Genomic DNA, 18,827 nt, shown 5'->3' on the forward strand with positions numbered 1-18,827 from the left:
ATAGCACTTCAATTTATTGACCTTTTTAGGGATACGACTATGCAAGCAAGGACATTAAAGATTATCGCCGCATTGCTGATTATCAGCGCTGTATTTATGGGGATAATTGGCTACAAAATAAGTCAGGAGGACTCGTCAAAGAGCCGATCAGTGTCTCAGGCGCAAGCGAGTACTGCAGAGCAAACCAACTTTGCCTATGCGCAAAAATTGCTTATCGCAAATCGCGGCATGGATAAGGGCGAAATCATTACTGCTGAAGACGTCCAACTTATCCCCTACCCCCTTCTTGTCGACGGCAGCTTCACGAAAGCAGAAGACATTATCAATAAGAAGTTAGAGTCTAAAGTTGCGGTAGGCGCAATCATTCGCGCCAGTGATTTTGAAAAACAAAGCACCTTGGCACCGTATATCAACCCAGGCTATCGCGCACTGGCAATTAAAGTTGATGAAGCATCCGGAGCAGGTGGATTTCTACAACCTGGTGACCGTGTTGATGTCGTTTTTACAGTTAAAGCATCAAAAGAAACCTACAACAAAAGCATGTCTCGACGCCTGCTTAAAAATATCCGGGTCATTGCATTTGGGACGGATGTTGAACGTGCAGATAAAAATATTGTCGTTACCGACAACAAGAAAAAGTCTAGCGCAAAAGCAGAAAAAGAGTCTGGAAAAAGCAGTCGCTCAGCCGTCCTCGAGATTGCTCTAGAGGACATCCCAGTTCTGACACTCGCGGAGGACCGCGGTGATCTTCGCTTAGTCGCAATAGGTGAGATCGACATGGAGCCTGAGGACGGTAACGAAGTTGCCAGCGCAGACACTGAGGCATCACTAAGCAAGCACATGAGTGACGCCGACCGCACTGCATTTATCCGCGATGTTACCGGTTTAAAACCACCACCAGCACCGAAATCTGTCTATGTTTATAGCGGTGATTCAGTCGAAACAATTACGGTACGTAACTAATGAAAACGAGCAATTTCAAGGGCACTGAAGGAGTATCCAAGATGAAAAAAGGATTTATATTTAGCTTGCTACTTGCGCTCGTTTCGGTAGCTCAGGCGAGCCCCTACAAAACCATGCGCATGACTACTGGCGAACAGCAAGCGCTAACCACACAGTACAGTGTGAAGCGTAGCGCCATTGGCAACCCAGCCATCGCGAGTCTTAAAGTGTTGAATTCGACGCAGTTTCTGATTACTGCGAAACAAATTGGGTCGACACAACTTTTGCTATGGCAAGGTAGTGGCGATCCGACCGTATTCAAAATCGATGTCGTGCCTGATGTCGCCAGTTCTAGCACCGCGGGCATTGCCATCGACGCATCAGGTGACAATATTGTTTTGCAAGGTAAAACACAGTCCCTTATCCAGCATGATCAACTTATTGCTGAAGCAGGCGAAAAGGCAATCGACAATACAGTGCAACAAGGCGCGATTCAGGTTCAGACTGACATTCGAATTATTGAATATAGCCGCTCGCAACTAAAGCAGATTGGTACCGCATTGGCATACACCGGCGGAGACACATCCATTGCCACCGGTGCAGCAAGCCTATTACCCATATTAAGCGGCAACCCAGTTGGTCAACTACTTGGTGGCATCGCAACGGGCAGCGATACCTCATCTATCTTAGTAGGTCACGCAACGGGCAGCTTCAAGGCTGCAGTGAATGCCCTACAACAAAATGGCTACGCCTACACTTTGGCGGAACCGTCACTAGTCAGTCTGTCTGGACAAACTGCCAGCTTCCTAGCGGGCGGCGAGTTCCCCTACCCTGTTTCTAATAGAGACGGCCAAGTACAAATTGAGTTTAAGGAGTTTGGTGTTCGTCTACGTCTAACACCAACTGTGCTAAGCGAAAACAGCATTATGTTAAAGGTTGCCCCAGAAGTGAGCGATCTCGATTTTAATAGCGGAGTTCAAGCAAGTGGTGTTTCTGTTCCAGCCCTACGAGTTCGCAGAACCGATACAGCGATTCAGCTAGCTCCAGGTGAAAGTTTCGTCATTAGCGGTTTAGTCACTCGCAACACGTTCAACAATGCAAATCGAGTACCTGGATTAGGTGACATACCCATTCTTGGTGCACTGTTCCGCTCTACACGTTTTGAACAGGACGACAAAGAATTGGTGATGATAGTAACGCCTCACCTAGTCAAACCCATTGCGAAAAATACAGAGCTGCGCGAGTTACCGGGTGCAATTTACCAAGACTACACCCCCTCGTTCACCAATATGTTATTTGGTGATTCACAAAAGGGTACTAGCTCAAGTAAGACTTCAAAACCGTCAGCCGGCGTCGGCTTTTCTAACTGATTATTAGGTATTCCGTGATGAGATTGATTGAACGAAGAACACCAAGTAAACCAGTTGCCCCTACTGACGATTATGAAAAACTAAAGTCAGATATGCACAAGTTTGTTATCGATAGAATTGAAGATGACAAAATCATTTACGACGACAATCAGAAAAAGCTGGAAGAGGCGATTTCGGCGTACATTCGTCAATACTGTCGAATCTACGAAGCAACCATCGACCGCGAGACATTCCTTTCATTAGAAAAGCACTTACTGAATGAAATCGTCGGTTTTGGGCCGCTGCAAAGTCTTCTAGATGACCCAACGATAAACGACATATTGATTAACGGTCCGCGTAATATTTATATCGAACGTGCCGGCGTACTCGAAAAGGCGGATATGCGCTTTCTCGATAACCGTCACGTACTGCGGGTTATTCGCCGAATGATCTCACCCTTGGGCCGCCGTATTGATGAGTCCAGCCCAATTGTTGACGGTCGTCTTGAGGATGGCAGCCGTATCAACGCGATTGTGCCACCACTCGCACTCGATGGCCCCTGCCTTTCAATTCGTAAGTTCCGCAAAGATCCACTCACCGCGCAAGAACTGCTAGCAACCGGTTCAATCAGTGAAGATGTCCTTGAGTATCTTACTAATGCGGTAAGCAACCGCACCAACATTCTAATAAGTGGTGCAACTGGCTCGGGTAAAACAACATTGCTCAACATTCTCAGCCAATTTATTCCTAGCACCGAGCGGATTGTCACCATAGAAGACGCGGCTGAACTTCAGCTTCGCAATGGGCACGTGGTTCGCTTAGAAACCCGCCCAGAGAACAATGAAGGTGTCGGTGAAATCACCGCACGAGAGCTTGTGAAAAATGCCCTGCGTATGCGCCCAGACCGCATCATCGTGGGCGAAAGCCGTGGCGGCGAAATTCTGGACGTTCTGCAAGCGATGAACACTGGCCACAATGGCTCTATGAGTACCGTGCACGCAAACTCAGCACGCGATGCCATTACGCGTCTCGAAATGATGGTGGGTATTTCCGGTTTCAAAGGCACTGGCGAGTTAATCCTAAAAATGATCGGCAGCGCACTCGACTTAATTGTGCATATAGGCCGCAAATCAGATGGACGCCGCTGTGTGCTTCAGATCTCAGAACTACATGTCATCAATAATGAACTAACCCTAAAAGATATCTTCTGCTACGACGATGCAAGCCGAAAAGTACTTCGCGTTGACGGAGCTAAGGATACAACTCGCTCACCTGACTTGGCGCAAATCTGAGCTAAAGGAGTTTCGCTATGTTATGGATTGCACTCGCACTACTTCTGGTCGGCTTAGCTTTTGTGGTGCTAATGCTGATTAGTGGCGAATCCGAAACGCGGACGCCCGAGAATGAAATTATTCCGGAGACCGGCCCCAAGCTGCCGGCGGCATTAGAGAACTACCTCGGCAGCAACGGCGTTGAACTACCACCTGCGATTGTCTACGTTGCCATTGCAATTATGCTCACTGGTATCGCGCTAAGCCTGCTAATCCTGCCTATCAAGGTGGGTGTCCTCGCAGCAGCTGGTGTCGTATTTGTTGCTTTTTCGCTCGTTAAAATAATTGGCGCGCAACGACGGGCTAAAATGCTAGAACAGCTTCCTTCATTTATTAACCAAGTAACGCGGCGCCTGTCCGCTGGTATATCTGTAGAAAATGCTTTCGCTGACTCTGTAGAAACTTTAGAGCGGCCGCTAGGCACTGTAATGAGACGAGTTGTTAGGCGCGTACACTACGGCTACGACCTTCATCAGGCCTTTGAACGTGAAGCACGCGTTAACCAGCTAAACGAATTTGATGTGCTCGCAACAGCACTGCGCATAAACGAACAGTATGGTGGCAGTATTCGATCGATTCTCGACGATATCGTCGATATTTTACGAATGCAGGACTCAGGTAAACGAGAGCTTAGCGCCATGACAGGCGAAACTCGGGTTACCGCAGCAATCCTAGCCGCGCTCCCTCCCGCCATTGCGGCATATACCTTTATTAACAATCCGAAGTTCCTCACAGACATGTGGAATACCGTCGGAGGCCAACAAACGTTAATGGCTGCCGTCATCATGCAATTGCTCGGCGTTATTGTGTTGTGGCGCATGATCAAATCAATTGGGGCATAAGGAGAAAACCATGGAAGCGCACCACCTTTACTACATCATCGGCGCAGTAATACTTTGCACCGCCCCGGTACTGCTATTAGCCATAGCACACGTAGAAACGGCCTCATCAGGGAAGCCCCAGGAATTCGAGTTTAGCTCGAAGGATATGTGGCGCCAGTTACGTGAAGAAAACACCCATATTGCATCGCTATCCCAGTTACTGCGTCGCGCGGGCTTGCTAAACAGCGAACAACAGGTCAACGCCATCTCCATAACACTTATCGCCATTATCTGTATCGCTATATGCCTTGGTATATATACATATTTCAATGGCACCCCCGCTACCACCATACTATTTACCATTACAGGTGGGTTTGTGTTACTGGTTTATCTGGCCTATTTCTTCTTGAAGAAAATTGCCGAAGATCGCCAAGAGAAACTTAACCAAGAGACACTGATATTGGTTCAAACAACAAGGATGCTTTGGCGCGTGGGTTTATCACTTCCTAAAACACTAGCGATTATTTGCGATCAATTACGCAATCTTGCGCCAACCTGTTCGCAGGAATTACAACTTGCGGTAAACAAGATTGAATCCGGCCAAAGTCAGGAAGAGTCGCTGTATGAGCTAATAGGTTGCACCAACGCTGAGGGATTTAAAGAATACCTTATTGTTGTCCGCCAACAAGCCATTACTGGTGGCAGCATTGATAAAGCCCTTGATGAACTATACAAACTTTTACAAAACCGCAGAAAGCTCGATCTTCACGAGCAAGTTAACAAGATGTCAGGAAAGATGTCGCTGGTCATGATGGTATTTTTATTCCCTGCCCTATTGATCGTTGTAGCTGGCCCCGCCCTTATGTCAATTTCAACCGCATTAGGCAACCTAGGAAACTAAGGAAGGAGCTTTGCACATGAGTAAATTATTAATTTCCACATGCACGCTAGTGCTGCTATTGAGCGGCTGTGCTAATACGCCCGCCTCCAAGCAAGCCGCTGCCAGTAATTGCAACGTCCCAACTAGCAAAGAGGAAAGCGTCACACTAGATTTAATCGAGCAGCAAGTGTCGGAAAAACAGTATTACTCAGCGCTAGCCTATCTTGAAAAAGCGCCTGACAGCTCTCCGCGGGTGTTAAGACTGCGCGCTGAAGCGCAACGCAATACGGGTATGCTAGATGAAGCCTACACAAGCTATCGAAACCTAAGCCTAACTTGCATGGCCGCTTTCGGTCACGCCGGTATGGCAAAAATTTTAGCGACCCGCGGCGATATCCCACAAGCTCATCAGCAAATGCTAAAAGCACGTCGCCTTGCCCCAAGCAATGCCGACATTCGCAACGACTACGGTTTTATTCTGTTAGCCCACAAGAATTTTAAGGGCGCACAGCGCGAGTTTATGACCGCTTTACAGCTACAGCCAGGCCACCCAGTTGCCATTCGCAATATGGTAATGAGTTTGATACTGGATGGCGACAGCAGAACCGCCCTGCGCATGGCAAAAAATAACGGTATCCCATCGCAAGAATTTAGAGAGCTGCTAAGCCAAGCCAACGCATTTAAACAACCCACAATTGCCGGTAGCAATGTCATTGAACAAGGAGCACCACTATGAATAAATTAACCATCGCATGTTTTATTGGTGTTACAACTTTTTCGGCAGCTGTTTTTGCCGAGCCGGAAGTTATTTACACCCAAAACCCAGCGCCACAAACCGCTACCCATCGTCTACTTGAGCTACAGCGCTCTGGACAAAATGCAAGCACGGAAGAACAGTACCTAAGCGGCAAAGTCAGTACCGAAGTGTATAACCGCTATGTAAAGAGCTTCTCGCATGCCATACCAGAACGCTTTAGCAACGATTCGTTCAACGAAGAGTAATCAACATGCAAACACAGCGGCGAATATCAAGTCATTTCTATCGAAAACAGCGCGGGGTAACGACACTTCTCGCTGTGTTGATGATGCTGAGCTTATTTACATTTCTCGCTGTGGTTACCGATACCGGGCGCCTGTATTTAGAAAAACGTTCGTTACAGAAAAATGCGGATTTGGCGGCTATAGAGACAGCGCTTCTCTATTGTCGAGATCATTCACTAGATGTTGAATCATTAACTGTAGCTGATATGAATGTGCTTTCCGCTCAGAGAAATGATTTTCGAGGGAACGACGCCAACAGCACAGCAACGGTTACACGAAATGGCAATGCCGTTACCGTCGCACTATCTTATAAAGTGCCCGCGTCTCTGTTTGAACAATTACTGCCCAGTGACGACAATGAGGTAAATCTGACCGCAACAGCTACAGCCAAGGCATGCGAACCTACTGCCCTAATTTCAATTAGGTCTAATATCGCTGCGGTCGATGGCGGCGTGCTCAACTCTGTATTGGGCGGCCTGCTTGGCACAACCCTTAACCTTACAGTCGGTGACTGGGAAAGTTTACTTGATACCAATATTAATTTGCTTAATTTTTTCGATGCCCTCGCATCTGAAGTGGGCATCAGCGCGGGCAACTACGACGCACTGCTCAACGCTGATATTAGTCTTGCAGATCTTTTAGATGTCGGTGCAAATGTATTACAAGCCGACGGTGCGAGTGCTACTCCCGTTAGCGCATTACAATCCATCGTATCGGATATTCCAGGGGCAATTTCAGATCTAAATCTCAGTGAAATCCTTCAAATACAAGATGACGCTTCAAAAACCTCACTTGATGTAAACCTTCCCCTGATGCAACTTCTCGGAAGTGCCGTTCAATTGGCCAGCGTCAACAGCGGCATAGTCGCTGACGTCGCAGTACCACTTGGGATTGCCAGTGCAACGGTAAAGGCAAAAATCACTGAGCCCGCACAAACAGCTATTGGCAACCCAGATCTTGCTGAACTTGACCCCTATGGAAACAACGCGATTTTTGCCAACACCTCGCAGGTAAAGGCCTTTGTTTCACTCGATTTACCGATTGTAGGTACTGTACTAAACAACCTTACAGCACTACTCTCAGCACCACTTATAGCGGATGTAAGCAATGTCGTAAACAGCCTTCTTACACTCGATTTGATTGGCGCTCTAGGCGATATACTTTGTCTTGTCACATGCACATCAACAAAAGATCAAGTCGACATTAAAATTTTAGCGTCGCCTAGGGTAGATATTGCAATTAGCGCAGGTAATGGCGAAGCGCGCGTTAAAGATGCCGACTGCGACATTGACGGCAATAAAAATTTAAACGCTGAAGTTTCTACTTCAGTCGCCTCAGTTGCGCTTGGTCAGTTCGGTAGTAACGCCGACGATGCCGCAAGCAACTTCTTTTCAGATGATGAGCTTGAAATTCAACCAATACCTCTTATAGATATCGGAACAATCCGCGTCAGAAAAACCTGTGTCATCATTTTCGGATGCAGCTATGAATATCAAAAGGGAGCCGGATGGACTTCGGATAAAACACTCGCAGATCGGCAGGCCTTTGCAGGAGGCGGTATTGGCCTCAAGTTAGATACTTCAATTCTAGGTGATGGACCTGAAAACCTTTCAACGTTTGCAAACAACCCTGATGACACGTATCTACCCAATGTTAAAGACGACATAGAAAATTCTTACCAGAGCTTCTCCGCAGATGACCCTATCGCGAGCTTAACAAGTACGCTGCTAGGAGTAGAGTTGGAGTTCTACGAACCCAGCAACGGCAATCTATTAGGTGGCGTACTCAGTTTAGTTGGAGGAACATCTAGCGCACTGATTTCGAGTATAAACGGCATTTTAGCCACCGCGCTTTCACCCATTTTAGACCCTTTAGTAAATTCCTTATTAACTACGCTCGGCGTGTCCTTAGCGAACGCCGAAGTTGGCGCTGCCCTCAACTGTGAAAACGACAAAGTGAGATTAACAAATTAAAAGTACACTTCAATTCTATCATCTGTGAAAATGGCGTTAGCCTATAATGATAACGCCATAACAAATCGGTGATTGCGAAATATGACTTTTGATGACTACCTTACCCTTCTCGCTAAAAACGACGGTTCTGATTTATTTCTGAGCACAGGAGCGCCACCTTGTGCGAAGTTCCATGGCAAGCTCAAGCCACTGCAGAAAGAACCCTTTCTGCCTGGAGACATCAAAGCAATCGCCTACGCCATTATGGATAGCGAGCAAATCATTGAGTTTGAACAAGAATTAGAGATGAACTTGGCTTACCATATTCCGAGAGTGGGCCGTTTCCGCGTAAATATATTTAAGCAGCGAAATGAAATTTCGATAGTAGCCCGAAATATCGTTACCGAGATCCCCAATGTTGACGCGCTGGGCCTGCCGCCAATATTAAAAGACGTCATTATGACGAAACGCGGTTTAGTCTTGTTCGTCGGTGCGACCGGCTCGGGTAAATCCACTTCACTTGCCGCTCTGATCGATCACCGCAACACCAACAGTAGCGGTCATATCATTACCATTGAAGATCCCATTGAGTTTCTTCATCGGCACAAGCGCAGCATCATCAATCAGCGCGAAATCGGGATGGATACCAGAAGCTTTCATCAGGCATTGAAAAACACCCTGCGCCAAGCACCAGACGTTATTCTTATCGGCGAGATTCGCGACCGCGAAACCATGGAGCACGCTCTTGCTTTTGCAGAGACAGGGCATCTTTGTATCTCTACCCTCCATGCCAACAACGCAAACCAAGCGCTAGATCGCATTATTAACTTCTTTCCGGAAGAGAGACGTAATCAATTACTACTCGACCTGTCGCTCAATTTAAAGTGCTTTGTATCCCAGCGTTTGGTTCCGACTGAAGATGGTAAGCGCGCCGCCGCGATAGAAATACTGCTGGGCACGCCTACGGTTGCACAGGCAATCCACAAGGGCGAGATAGAAACCATCAAGGAAATAATGAGCAAATCCGAAAATTTAGGGATGCAAACCTTCGATTCCGCATTATTCAAACTCTACGAAAGCGGCAAAATATCCTTTGAAGACGCACTAAAGAATGCAGATTCTGCGAACAACCTACGCCTGCAAATAAAGCTTCGCAGCAGCCGTGGTATTCCAGAGGGAAGTGTCGAGGACGTCGCTAAAGAAGAAAAGCAAAATACCTTCTCGCTTAGCATTGAAACCGATGAAGACGAGCAAAACTAGAAGTGATTAGTTGGTAGATATACTAAAGGTAGATTACAAACACAATGAGAAAGCAGCTTAGCGGCAAAACAAAATAACTCATAGCCATTTTGCTTTGCCGCTTAGCTGGCTTATTCAGCAGCCACTTCTTCCTGCACTTTCTTCCCCGTTGGCTTTGGCAGTAACTGTTCGCGAATATTCGCTTCAATTTCCGCGGCGGCTTCAGGATTTTCCGATAGGTATTTAGCGGCATTTGCCTTGCCTTGACCGATCTTGTCGCCTTTATAGGCGTACCATGCGCCGGATTTATCTACTAACCCGAGCTTAACACCTAGATCGATTACTTCACCCATATGGTAGATGCCGCGACCATATAAGATTTGGAACTCAGCTTGCTTAAATGGTGGCGATACCTTGTTCTTCACCACTTTTACGCGAGTTTCATTACCAGTGACCTCTTCACCCTCTTTCACTGCGCCGATTCGGCGAATATCCAAGCGAACCGATGCGTAGAACTTGAGTGCGTTACCACCCGAGGTGGTTTCTGGGTTGCCAAACATGACACCAATTTTCATACGGATCTGGTTGATAAAGATAACCAGCGTATTGGTCTGCTTGATGCTGCCGGTCAATTTACGCAGGGCTTGCGACATTAAGCGCGCCTGCAAACCAACATGGGAGTCACCCATATCACCTTCGATTTCCGCTTTTGGCACTAAGGCCGCTACCGAGTCGATAACAATCACGTCAACCGAACCGGAACGCACCAGCATATCTGTAATTTCTAGAGCCTGCTCACCTGTGTCTGGCTGAGACACCAATAAGTCGTCGAGATTAACACCGAGTTTTTCGGCGTACTGCGGATCAAGTGCGTGCTCAGCATCGACTATGGCGACGGTTTTGCCCGCTTTTTGCGCTTCAGCCATAACTTGCAAACACAGGGTTGTTTTGCCTGATGATTCAGGTCCGTAGATCTCCACAATACGACCGTAGGGTAAACCGCCAATGCCTAGCGCGATATCGAGGCCCAAGGAACCCGTTGAAACCGAGGGCATCACTTCCCGTGAGCTGTCGCCCATTTTCATGATCGAACCCTTGCCAAACTGACGTTCAATCTGACCCAGCGCTGACTCCAGTGCTTTCTGTTTATTCGGATCCATGTGCTTTCTACCCTTTGTGGAGGTTGATATTAATTACGATGACTTAAATCTACATCCAGCCATACACTGTATATATGATCAGTATTATGCAAGCGCTTGTCAATGGCATAACGCAATTTCTTTCGCCGCCATCCACTTTAATGAAAACAATGCGCCAATTGCGGTATCCGCGCCCTAGCAGCTTGTTGATTTTCGTTTTCGAGGAAGCCAATGCAAGCGGAAGGCCTCCCCGATAAAAGCGGTCGAAATATGGGAGTTTATACCCCATAAATGACCGATTTGAGTCCGTTTTTAACGCAGCATTGGCTGCACAGATAGAAAATCAACAAGCTGCTAGGAGACACATATTAACGCCTAGGTAATCGCCTGATAAGGAACTGTGCTAAAGTTCGCGTCCCAAAAAAATCACCTTTAATTAACTCACCGGCAAAATCTATGATTCCCTGGAAAAAACTTGGTATCGCGCAGATACCGAACAATGGCGGTGAATTACAATTATCGCAACGCGGCGAAGAGTTTTCGATACGCCTGTCTGGGGTGCGTGGTGAATTGATGAATAGCCGCATTTACAATTCCGAACAGATACTAGCAGAGTTAGGCTGCGCCTTAATAAAAGATAAAAGCGATGCGCATGTGTTGGTCGGCGGACTAGGCATGGGCTACACCCTTTCCGCGACCTTGCAAGCGGTCGCCGCTAGCGCTCAGGTCACAGTGGCCGAACTTATTCCGGAAGTCGTTGAATGGAATAAGGGGCCTCTGGGTGATTGCGCACAAAACCCCCTGCGCGATCCCCGCACCAAGGTAGTCTTGGGCGATGTTGCCGAACTGCTTGAGAATCAACATGAGCAATACGACGCCATATTGCTAGACGTAGACAACGGCCCTGAAGGCCTGACCCACACCGATAATAATTGGCTGTATTCACAGCAAGGACTGGAATCCATCTCCAGGACTTTACGCCCAGAGGGAATGCTGGCAATTTGGTCAGCCGGCGCAGACAGCATGTTTGCGATTCGTCTAAAAAAAGCCCGTTTTAAGGTATCTATTCACACCGTTCGCGCGCGCCCCGGCAAGGGAAGTCGTCACACCATATTTCTCGCCCAAAAGCCGTGGCGGGCATCGGAGTAAATTTAGCAAACGAGGGCAATCAACGACGCCCTGCGTAGTGGTTTTATATTTGATTTGCTATCCTTGCGCTCTTTATTCAGCGCCACACATCCAGACAACGATATTCGATCTCAACATTTTTATACAACGTCGTTTAGCGCACAAACACACAGAGCATAAGCCACCGCTATGACCATTGACGCAAATATTAGCAGCGCCATAGATCCGGGCCACACGCCCATGATGCAGCAGTACCTAAAAATTAAAGCCGAGCACCCCAACGAAATTGTGTTCTATCGTATGGGCGATTTTTACGAGCTTTTTTTTGACGACGCCAAACGCGCATCAGAACTTCTCGATATTACCTTAACCGCAAGAGGTAAATCAGGCGGCAAGCCCATACCAATGTGTGGCGTGCCCCACCACGCAGCAGAAGGCTATCTAGCCAAGCTCGTTAAAGGTGGCTGGTCAGTGGCCATTTGCGAGCAAATCGGCGACCCAGCAACCAGCAAAGGCCCTGTAGAACGCGCCGTCGCCCGAATCGTCACACCGGGAACAATTAGCGACGAAGCCTTATTAGATGAAAGAAAAGACGCCCTGCTGCTAGCGGCTTGTAATCTCGGCCAACAAATCGGCGTTGCCGTGTTAGATATGAGTAGCGGACGCTTCCACGTATTTGAAGTGCTCGGACAAGCCGCTTTCCTAGGCGAACTGCAGCGCCTGCGCCCCGCAGAGCTACTGATGTCTGAAGATATTGTTTTAGACGATATGCCCAAATTACCGGGACTGCGGCGCTTACCGCCATGGGAGTTCGATATTGACGCCGCCACCCGCGGTCTATGTCAGCATTTCGGGGTACAAGACCTAGCCGGGTTTGGTTGCGACACCTTAAGCCAGGGTATCGGCGCAGCGGGTTGCCTGCTGCAATACGTCAAAGACACCCAGCGCAGCGCGCTTCCCCACATCAATCAACTCAAACATGAATCTCGCGATGATGCGGTGGCAATGGACGCGGCTACACGCCGCAATTTAGAACTTGATATCAATCTAGGCGGTGGTACTGAGAACACCCTCGCCTCGGTGTTTGACCGCTGCCAAACCGCGATGGGAAGCCGTTTGCTGCGCCGCTGGCTACATCGCCCACTGCGCGATCAGTCCACTCTAAATGCGCGACAAAGTGGCGTTATTGGCCTTATTGAGGACTACCACTTTGAATCGGTGCGAGACACGCTAAAACAGATAGGCGACCTTGAACGTATTTTATCGCGGGTGGCACTGCGCTCTGCGCGTCCCCGCGATCTTTCGCGCTTGCAGCGCTCACTGGCGACACTGCCTTTACTGCAAAGTCAGCTAAAGCACTTCGACATTCCCTACCTAATTAATCTGCGAAACGAAGTGAGTGAATTTCCGGCACTCGACGACCTGCTGGCCCGCGCAGTAGCAGAAAATCCGCCAATGGTGTTGAGGGATGGTGGCGTTATCGCTGAAGGCTACGACAGCGAACTGGACGAATTGCGAAGCTTGAGTAGCGACGCCGGAGAATTTCTACTAGCAATGGAGCGCCGAGAGCGCGAAAAAACAGGGCTCAGCACCCTTAAAGTCGGCTATAACCGCGTACACGGCTACTACATAGAAATAAGCAAACTGCAGGCTGCGCAAGCGCCGGTCGAGTATATCCGCAGACAAACGCTCAAAAATGCCGAGCGCTTTATTACGCCAGAATTAAAAACCTTTGAAGACAAAGCCCTCAGCAGCAAAAGCCGGGCACTGGCGCGGGAAAAACATCTTTATGAGTTACTCCTAGACGCGGTCAACGCCGAATTAAATACGCTGCAAGTTTGCTCGCAGGCGCTGTGCGAACTAGATGTCATTGCCAACCTTGCAGAGCGTGCGGTGCAGTTAGAGCTGTGCCAGCCACAATTTTGCAACGAGCCTATATTAGATATCGAGCAAGGCCGACACCCCGTTGTCGAAAGCGTGCTCGACGACCCGTTTATTGCCAACGACCTAAAACTCGCCGAAGACCGACGCACACTGATTATTACCGGCCCAAACATGGGCGGTAAATCGACCTATATGCGTCAGACAGCATTGATAGTGCTGCTAGCTCATATCGGCAGTTTTGTACCTGCAAAAGCCGTCAAACTGAGCTTGGTGGATCAGATATTCACCCGAATAGGTTCCTCCGACGACCTCGCCGGCGGACGCTCGACGTTTATGGTGGAAATGACCGAGACCGCAAATATCCTGCACAATGCTACGGATAAAAGCTTAATCCTGATGGACGAAATAGGTCGCGGCACCAGCACCTTTGACGGCCTATCGCTCGCCTGGGCTTGCGCCATAGACCTGGCTGACCGCGTGCAGGGCTTTACACTATTCGCCACCCATTACTTCGAACTCACCGTATTACCAGAAACCTACCCCAAGGCCGCGAATGTCCACCTTGGCGTAACCGAGCACAATGACCATATTGTCTTTCTACACCGTGTTGAAGAGGGCCCTGCCAACCGCAGCTATGGTTTACAGGTCGCTAAACTCGCCGGCATTCCCGCCAATGTGGTTCGCGCCGCTAAAATCAAACTACAAGAGCTCGAGAATCAAGCCATCGGCCACGGCCAGCTAGTCACCGCAGGGCCTCAAACAGATTTATTTGCCATGCCAACCGCAGAACACCCTATCATTGAGGCACTAGACGAAATTGACCCCGATAGCCTGAGCCCTCGCCAAGCCCATGAATTACTGTATGCCTTAAAGGCTAAGCTGTCTTAAAACGCGAATTAAATGACTAAGGGGTAAAAACGATTAGGCACATATAAATTATTGTTAAGACTTAGGCTATACCGATTTTTTTCACTGGTGTTACAATACGCCGCTCAAAGAATTACCACCCAAGTCAGGATTAAAAGGGGCTGACCAGAAATGACTTTTGTTGTAGGCGAAGATTGCATCAAGTGCAAACATACAGATTGTGTTGAGGTTTGTCCGGTAGACTGTTTTTACGAAGGCCCGAACTTCCTCGTAATTCATCCTGACGAGTGTATTGACTGCGCATTGTGCGAACCAGAATGTCCAGTAAATGCCATATTTTCTGAAGACGAGCTGCCAGATGACCAGCAAGTATTTCTGGAATTGAACGCGGAACTTGCGGAAGTGTGGCCAAACATCACCGAGATGAAAACCCCTCCTGCCGACGCAGAGGACTGGGCTGGCAAACCCGACAAGCTTCAATACCTTGAGCGCTAAGCATCGCCAAGGACATTGATAGAACTAAAAAAGCCCGCAATAGCGGGCTTTTTTAGTTTTGCGAACTCTAATCACAGAAAACTAATTAAAGTCCTCTGCAAACAGCGAAGCGGCACTGAGACCATTCGCTTCAAAAAGCACTCGCATACTTTTTAAAGCCTCTACCTGAATTTGTCTTACGCGCTCGCGCGTTAAGCCAATTTCACGTCCGACCTCTTCCAGCGTCGACGATTCATGTCCCCGTAAGCCGAACCGGCGAACGACCACTTCGCGCTGCTTTACACTCAACTCGTCAAGCCATTCATCAATACTGCTAGACAAATCTTCGCCCTGCAAAATATCACTGGGATTTAAAGCTTGCGTATCGGCGATCGTATCAAGCAAAACCTGATCGGAATCTTGAGCCAGGGGCACATCTACGGAGCCAACTCGATCCTTAAGCCCGCATAAGCGTTTTGCCTCAGACACCGGACGATCAAGGGCTTCAGCCATCTCTTCAGGCGATGGCATGTGATCTAGCTTTTGAGTGAGCTCTCGCTCCGCCCGCAAATAGCTATTCAGCTCTTTCACTACGTGAATCGGTAAGCGAATGGTTCTTGTCTGGTTCATGATCGCCCGTTCAATGGTTTGCCTTATCCACCATGTGGCATAGGTAGAAAAGCGAAAACCACGCTCCGGATCAAATTTCTCTACCGCACGAATTAAGCCGAGATTACCCTCCTCAACTAAATCGAGAAGACTCAAACCACGGTTTAGGTATCGTCGGGAAATTTTTACAACCAGCCGCAGATTACTTTCAATCATGCGTTTGCGACCGGCCTGATCGCCTTTGCGCGCAAGACGCGCGAAATGGACTTCCTCTTCGGCGCTTAGCAGCGGCGAAAATCCAATTTCACTGAGGTACATCTGCGTTGCATCAAGATCTGTGCTCTGCCTTCGAGCGCGAGGGGATTTAGTGGCTTTTGCAGCCTTTGTTACCGGGGGTTCTGCAATAAAGTCATCGCTACTTGCATCTTCATCATTTGGTATTTCAATTAAACTAGAACGATAATTATTACTTTCTTCATATACCCGCATCGTCGAATCCTTATTTTCGTTTTATTGCTCGACTTGGGTGAAACTTAAGACAATCTCCTGATCGTAATGGCGTTCAGCGCCTAGGAAGCAGTCTCAAAGGATCAACCGGTTTTCCGTCTATACGAACTTCAAAATGTACTTTTGGCGAATCTGTACCGCTATCGCCTAGCTCTGCGATAACTGCACCCGCCTTTACGCTGTCCCCCTCTTTGACTAATAAACGTCGGTTGTGCCCATAGGCACTTAAATAGCGATCAGAGTGTTTGAGAATTAATAGATTGCCATAACCTACTAAACCACTTCCCGAATACACCACCACGCCTGCCTTTGCTGCACGTACAGGCTCACCCATTTTGCCTTTAATATCAATACCTTTATGCTCTTGTCCAGTCGCCACAAAAGATCGAACCAGGGGACCTGAAATCGGCCAGCGCCAAGCCTCGCTTGAATCCAAAACTGCCGGGATTGATTTAATTGCAGGTTTTGGAATGGGCACTTTTGCCGCCGCAACAGGCTTACTTGGCGTCACACGCGCCTTGCTCGTGGATGGCTTATTTTTCGTTGGAGCCGGCTTGGCTGCAGCAGCAATGACTCGCGTACTTTCTTGAAGTACCAAGGCTTGACCGGGATAAATTGTATAAGGCGGAGCCAATTTGTTAGCAGTCGCTAACCCTTTAACATTGAATCCGTAACGCCATGCAATTGAAAAAAGCGTATCGCCAGCACTGACAACATAATACGGAGGTGGACGCTCAGAGGGATTATAACGATCAGAAACAGGCGCAGAACCGCCACTTGTAGTGCAAGCTGTAACACTTAAAACCAAGGTGATTATGCCGAAAAAATATCTCAGCATAGCCATCGTGTATCCGTCTTTATAAGCACAAAAATAAGCCTTTTTTGCTAAAGAAGTAACACTAAACCCACATCAAATAATGTGTACTCATACTACGATGAGCCGCCGGCGTGGCTCCCTGATTACTAAAAGTACTTTCAAAAGCACGTAATAGAAAAAAACAGTCTTAAAATATCACTCGTTTTTCGCTATTTTCTCAACAACTAAGACTAAAAACACCCCGGCCACAGCAATTAGCGACGATGCCAACAATTTCGGATCAGCAATATGGGCATATTCCCAAGGCAAAACATTCTGCCAACCAGGCGCTAGCGACTCAGCCAATAATTGCCCTTGCGCATCGAGCTTCCAAGGCCAAATTATCGTCAATGAGCCCAGCAGTATTCCCGTCAAAGAAGCCAACAACTGCGGTCGATGGTGATGCATCAACCACGACAGCAAGCGAACAAATAACATTAGTCCGACAGCACAACCGGCCATAAAGCTCAGTAGCGACACTATATTAAATTGCTTAATTGCACCTATCACCGGCTCATACATCCCCAGCAGCAGTAGAATAAAACTACCCGATATTCCCGGCAAAATCATTGCGCATATCGCTAAAGCACCCGATAAAAACAAGGACAACGGTGTTGCGGCAATTTCTGCAGGGCGAATCTCACCGATCACAACAGCAAATACAATACCGAAGAACAACCAGCCAATGTGTCGGCTACTTTGCGGTATTTGGCGAAAAACGATGAGAGCCGAAGCGAGAATCAAACCAAAGAATAGTGCAGCCAATGGCAGTGGATGCTCTTCCAAACCGTAGGAAATCACGCGCGCTAGAGACGCCACACTCACGGCAATTCCCAGCACTAAGCTCAGCAGAAACCCACCGTTGATATATTGCCAACACGCGATTGGACCAGACTTAAACAGGAGTTGAAGTGCTTGCAGATTACATGCTTTAAGGCTCTCAATCAGCTGGTCATAGATACCAGTAATAAACGCAACCGTACCGCCAGAAACACCTGGCACTACATCAGCGGCACCCATTGCGATACCGCGAACAAATACGCCTAGAGAAAACCCCTTCATCAAACGCCCTTTTTAACTACCAGCTAAGTTTTAATCAATTTACACAACAACGTCACACAACAAATTAAGCAACTACAACGCCCGCCACCATCGGCACAAATAACACCGGCTCGATTAGCTGCTCTTCAATACCATCTTCGGTTTTGTCGTATACATATAATGATTGCTGTTTACCCACTGGCCCAACCGGTATTACCAAACGCCCTCCCATTGCCAATTGCTCCAACAATTCCGCGGGCACTTGCTCCGGCGCCGCCGCAGAGAGTATGGCGTCAAACGGGCCGCGATCTTTCCAACCCATACCGCCATCGGCGTGACGCAAATGTACATTGTGTAAGCCGAGTTGACGCAGACGCTGCCGCGCCTTTTCTTGTAAGGGTCGAATACGCTCTACACTAAATACCCGCTCTACCATTTGGGCGAGAATCGCGGTTTGATAACCTGACCCCGTCCCCACTTCTAACACACGGGTTCGAGGTCCGTTTGCGAGTAGTAACTCGGTCATACGAGCAACAATATAAGGCTGAGAAAGGGTTTGCTGAAAGCCTATCGGCAGAGAGCTGTCTTCGTAGGCACGGTGCGACAGGGCTTCATCAAGAAAAATATGGCGGGGAGTCCCCCGTATCACATTCAATACGGCCTTGTCGATAATCCCTTGTTCTGTCAAACGCTCGATCAAACGATCTCGCGTTCGCTGAGACGTCATCCCTATGCCTTGCAAATTTAAAATTGTCACCGTGTCTTCT

Annotated in this window: 17 protein-coding genes; 12 read left to right on the forward strand and 5 right to left on the reverse strand. The window is 48.2% G+C overall.

What is annotated here, in order from left to right; genetic code table 11:
* Positions 1–39: 39 nt before the first annotated feature.
* From cpaB to KXJ70_RS01800, 9 genes are all read left to right on the forward strand, one after another.
* Positions 40–963 (forward strand): Flp pilus assembly protein CpaB, encoded by a 924-nt coding sequence (gene cpaB, locus KXJ70_RS01760; protein ID WP_219041738.1) that lies wholly within the window; start codon positions 40–42, stop codon positions 961–963.
* Between the two features lie 41 nt (positions 964–1,004).
* Complete coding sequence (locus KXJ70_RS01765; protein WP_219041739.1) at positions 1,005–2,312, forward strand: type II and III secretion system protein family protein; 1,308 nt, start codon at positions 1,005–1,007, stop codon at positions 2,310–2,312.
* Between the two features lie 17 nt (positions 2,313–2,329).
* Positions 2,330–3,583: a TadA family conjugal transfer-associated ATPase gene (locus tag KXJ70_RS01770; RefSeq protein WP_219041740.1), complete on the forward strand. Its 1,254-nt coding sequence runs from the start codon at positions 2,330–2,332 to the stop codon at positions 3,581–3,583.
* A gap of 17 nt (positions 3,584–3,600) precedes the next feature.
* The gene (locus KXJ70_RS01775; RefSeq protein WP_219041741.1) at positions 3,601–4,464 is read left to right on the forward strand and encodes a type II secretion system F family protein; all 864 of its coding nucleotides are present in this window, start codon (positions 3,601–3,603) and stop codon (positions 4,462–4,464) included.
* Between the two features lie 10 nt (positions 4,465–4,474).
* On the forward strand, positions 4,475–5,344 hold the full coding sequence (locus KXJ70_RS01780; protein WP_219041742.1) for a type II secretion system F family protein: 870 nt from the start codon (positions 4,475–4,477) through the stop codon (positions 5,342–5,344).
* Between the two features lie 16 nt (positions 5,345–5,360).
* Positions 5,361–6,059 carry a tetratricopeptide repeat protein gene (locus KXJ70_RS01785; RefSeq protein ID WP_219041743.1) on the forward strand — a complete coding sequence of 233 codons (699 nt, stop codon included), beginning with the start codon at positions 5,361–5,363 and terminating at the stop codon, positions 6,057–6,059.
* Complete coding sequence (locus KXJ70_RS01790) at positions 6,056–6,325, forward strand: DUF3613 domain-containing protein (RefSeq protein ID WP_219041744.1); 270 nt, start codon at positions 6,056–6,058, stop codon at positions 6,323–6,325. Before KXJ70_RS01785 ends, KXJ70_RS01790 begins: the two co-directional genes overlap by 4 nt.
* A gap of 5 nt (positions 6,326–6,330) precedes the next feature.
* On the forward strand, positions 6,331–8,337 hold the full coding sequence (locus tag KXJ70_RS01795; RefSeq protein WP_219041745.1) for a pilus assembly protein TadG-related protein: 2,007 nt from the start codon (positions 6,331–6,333) through the stop codon (positions 8,335–8,337).
* Positions 8,338–8,418: 81 nt separating this feature from the next.
* Entirely contained in the window at positions 8,419–9,576 is a 1,158-nt protein-coding gene (locus tag KXJ70_RS01800; protein ID WP_219041746.1) for a PilT/PilU family type 4a pilus ATPase, read from the forward strand.
* A gap of 110 nt (positions 9,577–9,686) precedes the next feature.
* Here KXJ70_RS01800 and recA read toward each other — a convergent pair whose 3' ends face one another.
* Positions 9,687–10,715, reverse strand: a complete 1,029-nt coding sequence (gene recA, locus KXJ70_RS01805; RefSeq protein WP_219041747.1) for a recombinase RecA — start codon at positions 10,713–10,715, stop codon at positions 9,687–9,689.
* 435 nt (positions 10,716–11,150) lie between these two features.
* Here recA and KXJ70_RS01810 point away from each other — a divergent pair, with 435 nt between their 5' ends.
* From KXJ70_RS01810 to fdxA, 3 genes are all read left to right on the forward strand, one after another.
* Positions 11,151–11,843 (forward strand): spermidine synthase, encoded by a 693-nt coding sequence (locus KXJ70_RS01810; RefSeq protein ID WP_219041748.1) that lies wholly within the window; start codon positions 11,151–11,153, stop codon positions 11,841–11,843.
* Between the two features lie 168 nt (positions 11,844–12,011).
* Complete coding sequence (gene mutS, locus KXJ70_RS01815; protein WP_219041749.1) at positions 12,012–14,594, forward strand: DNA mismatch repair protein MutS; 2,583 nt, start codon at positions 12,012–12,014, stop codon at positions 14,592–14,594.
* A 150-nt stretch (positions 14,595–14,744) separates the two neighbouring features.
* Positions 14,745–15,068 carry a ferredoxin FdxA gene (gene fdxA, locus KXJ70_RS01820; RefSeq protein ID WP_219041750.1) on the forward strand — a complete coding sequence of 108 codons (324 nt, stop codon included), beginning with the start codon at positions 14,745–14,747 and terminating at the stop codon, positions 15,066–15,068.
* A gap of 81 nt (positions 15,069–15,149) precedes the next feature.
* On the opposite strand, the gene rpoS is transcribed toward fdxA, so the two are convergent.
* The 4 genes from rpoS to KXJ70_RS01840 all read right to left on the reverse strand — a co-directional run bounded on the left by rpoS (position 15,150) and on the right by KXJ70_RS01840 (position 18,787).
* Positions 15,150–16,145 (reverse strand): RNA polymerase sigma factor RpoS, encoded by a 996-nt coding sequence (rpoS, locus tag KXJ70_RS01825; RefSeq protein WP_219041751.1) that lies wholly within the window; start codon positions 16,143–16,145, stop codon positions 15,150–15,152.
* Positions 16,146–16,218: 73 nt separating this feature from the next.
* Positions 16,219–16,971, reverse strand: a complete 753-nt coding sequence (locus KXJ70_RS01830; RefSeq protein WP_255558162.1) for a peptidoglycan DD-metalloendopeptidase family protein — start codon at positions 16,969–16,971, stop codon at positions 16,219–16,221.
* Between the two features lie 204 nt (positions 16,972–17,175).
* Positions 17,176–18,081, reverse strand: coding sequence for a DUF368 domain-containing protein (locus KXJ70_RS01835; protein WP_219041752.1), 906 nt, complete (start codon positions 18,079–18,081; stop codon positions 17,176–17,178).
* A 64-nt stretch (positions 18,082–18,145) separates the two neighbouring features.
* A complete protein-coding gene (locus tag KXJ70_RS01840; protein WP_219043060.1) occupies positions 18,146–18,787 on the reverse strand; it encodes a protein-L-isoaspartate(D-aspartate) O-methyltransferase in 642 nt (213 codons plus the stop codon).
* Positions 18,788–18,827: the final 40 nt, after the last annotated feature.

This window comes from Zhongshania aquimaris (genome assembly GCF_019312595.1).
In the GTDB taxonomy this organism is placed as follows: Bacteria; Pseudomonadota; Gammaproteobacteria; order Pseudomonadales; family Spongiibacteraceae; genus Spongiibacter; species Spongiibacter aquimaris.

Coding starts and splice junctions, on each gene's coding strand:
- cpaB (WP_219041738.1), top strand. CDS start 40: ATGCAAGCAAGGACATTAAAGATTATCGCCGCATTGCTGATTATCAGC.
- KXJ70_RS01765 (WP_219041739.1), top strand. CDS start 1,005: ATGAAAAAAGGATTTATATTTAGCTTGCTACTTGCGCTCGTTTCGGTA.
- KXJ70_RS01770 (WP_219041740.1), top strand. CDS start 2,330: ATGAGATTGATTGAACGAAGAACACCAAGTAAACCAGTTGCCCCTACT.
- KXJ70_RS01775 (WP_219041741.1), top strand. CDS start 3,601: ATGTTATGGATTGCACTCGCACTACTTCTGGTCGGCTTAGCTTTTGTG.
- KXJ70_RS01780 (WP_219041742.1), top strand. CDS start 4,475: ATGGAAGCGCACCACCTTTACTACATCATCGGCGCAGTAATACTTTGC.
- KXJ70_RS01785 (WP_219041743.1), top strand. CDS start 5,361: ATGAGTAAATTATTAATTTCCACATGCACGCTAGTGCTGCTATTGAGC.
- KXJ70_RS01790 (WP_219041744.1), top strand. CDS start 6,056: ATGAATAAATTAACCATCGCATGTTTTATTGGTGTTACAACTTTTTCG.
- KXJ70_RS01795 (WP_219041745.1), top strand. CDS start 6,331: ATGCAAACACAGCGGCGAATATCAAGTCATTTCTATCGAAAACAGCGC.
- KXJ70_RS01800 (WP_219041746.1), top strand. CDS start 8,419: ATGACTTTTGATGACTACCTTACCCTTCTCGCTAAAAACGACGGTTCT.
- recA (WP_219041747.1), bottom strand. CDS start 10,715: ATGGATCCGAATAAACAGAAAGCACTGGAGTCAGCGCTGGGTCAGATT.
- KXJ70_RS01810 (WP_219041748.1), top strand. CDS start 11,151: ATGATTCCCTGGAAAAAACTTGGTATCGCGCAGATACCGAACAATGGC.
- mutS (WP_219041749.1), top strand. CDS start 12,012: ATGACCATTGACGCAAATATTAGCAGCGCCATAGATCCGGGCCACACG.
- fdxA (WP_219041750.1), top strand. CDS start 14,745: ATGACTTTTGTTGTAGGCGAAGATTGCATCAAGTGCAAACATACAGAT.
- rpoS (WP_219041751.1), bottom strand. CDS start 16,145: ATGCGGGTATATGAAGAAAGTAATAATTATCGTTCTAGTTTAATTGAA.
- KXJ70_RS01835 (WP_219041752.1), bottom strand. CDS start 18,081: ATGAAGGGGTTTTCTCTAGGCGTATTTGTTCGCGGTATCGCAATGGGT.
- KXJ70_RS01840 (WP_219043060.1), bottom strand. CDS start 18,787: ATGACGTCTCAGCGAACGCGAGATCGTTTGATCGAGCGTTTGACAGAA.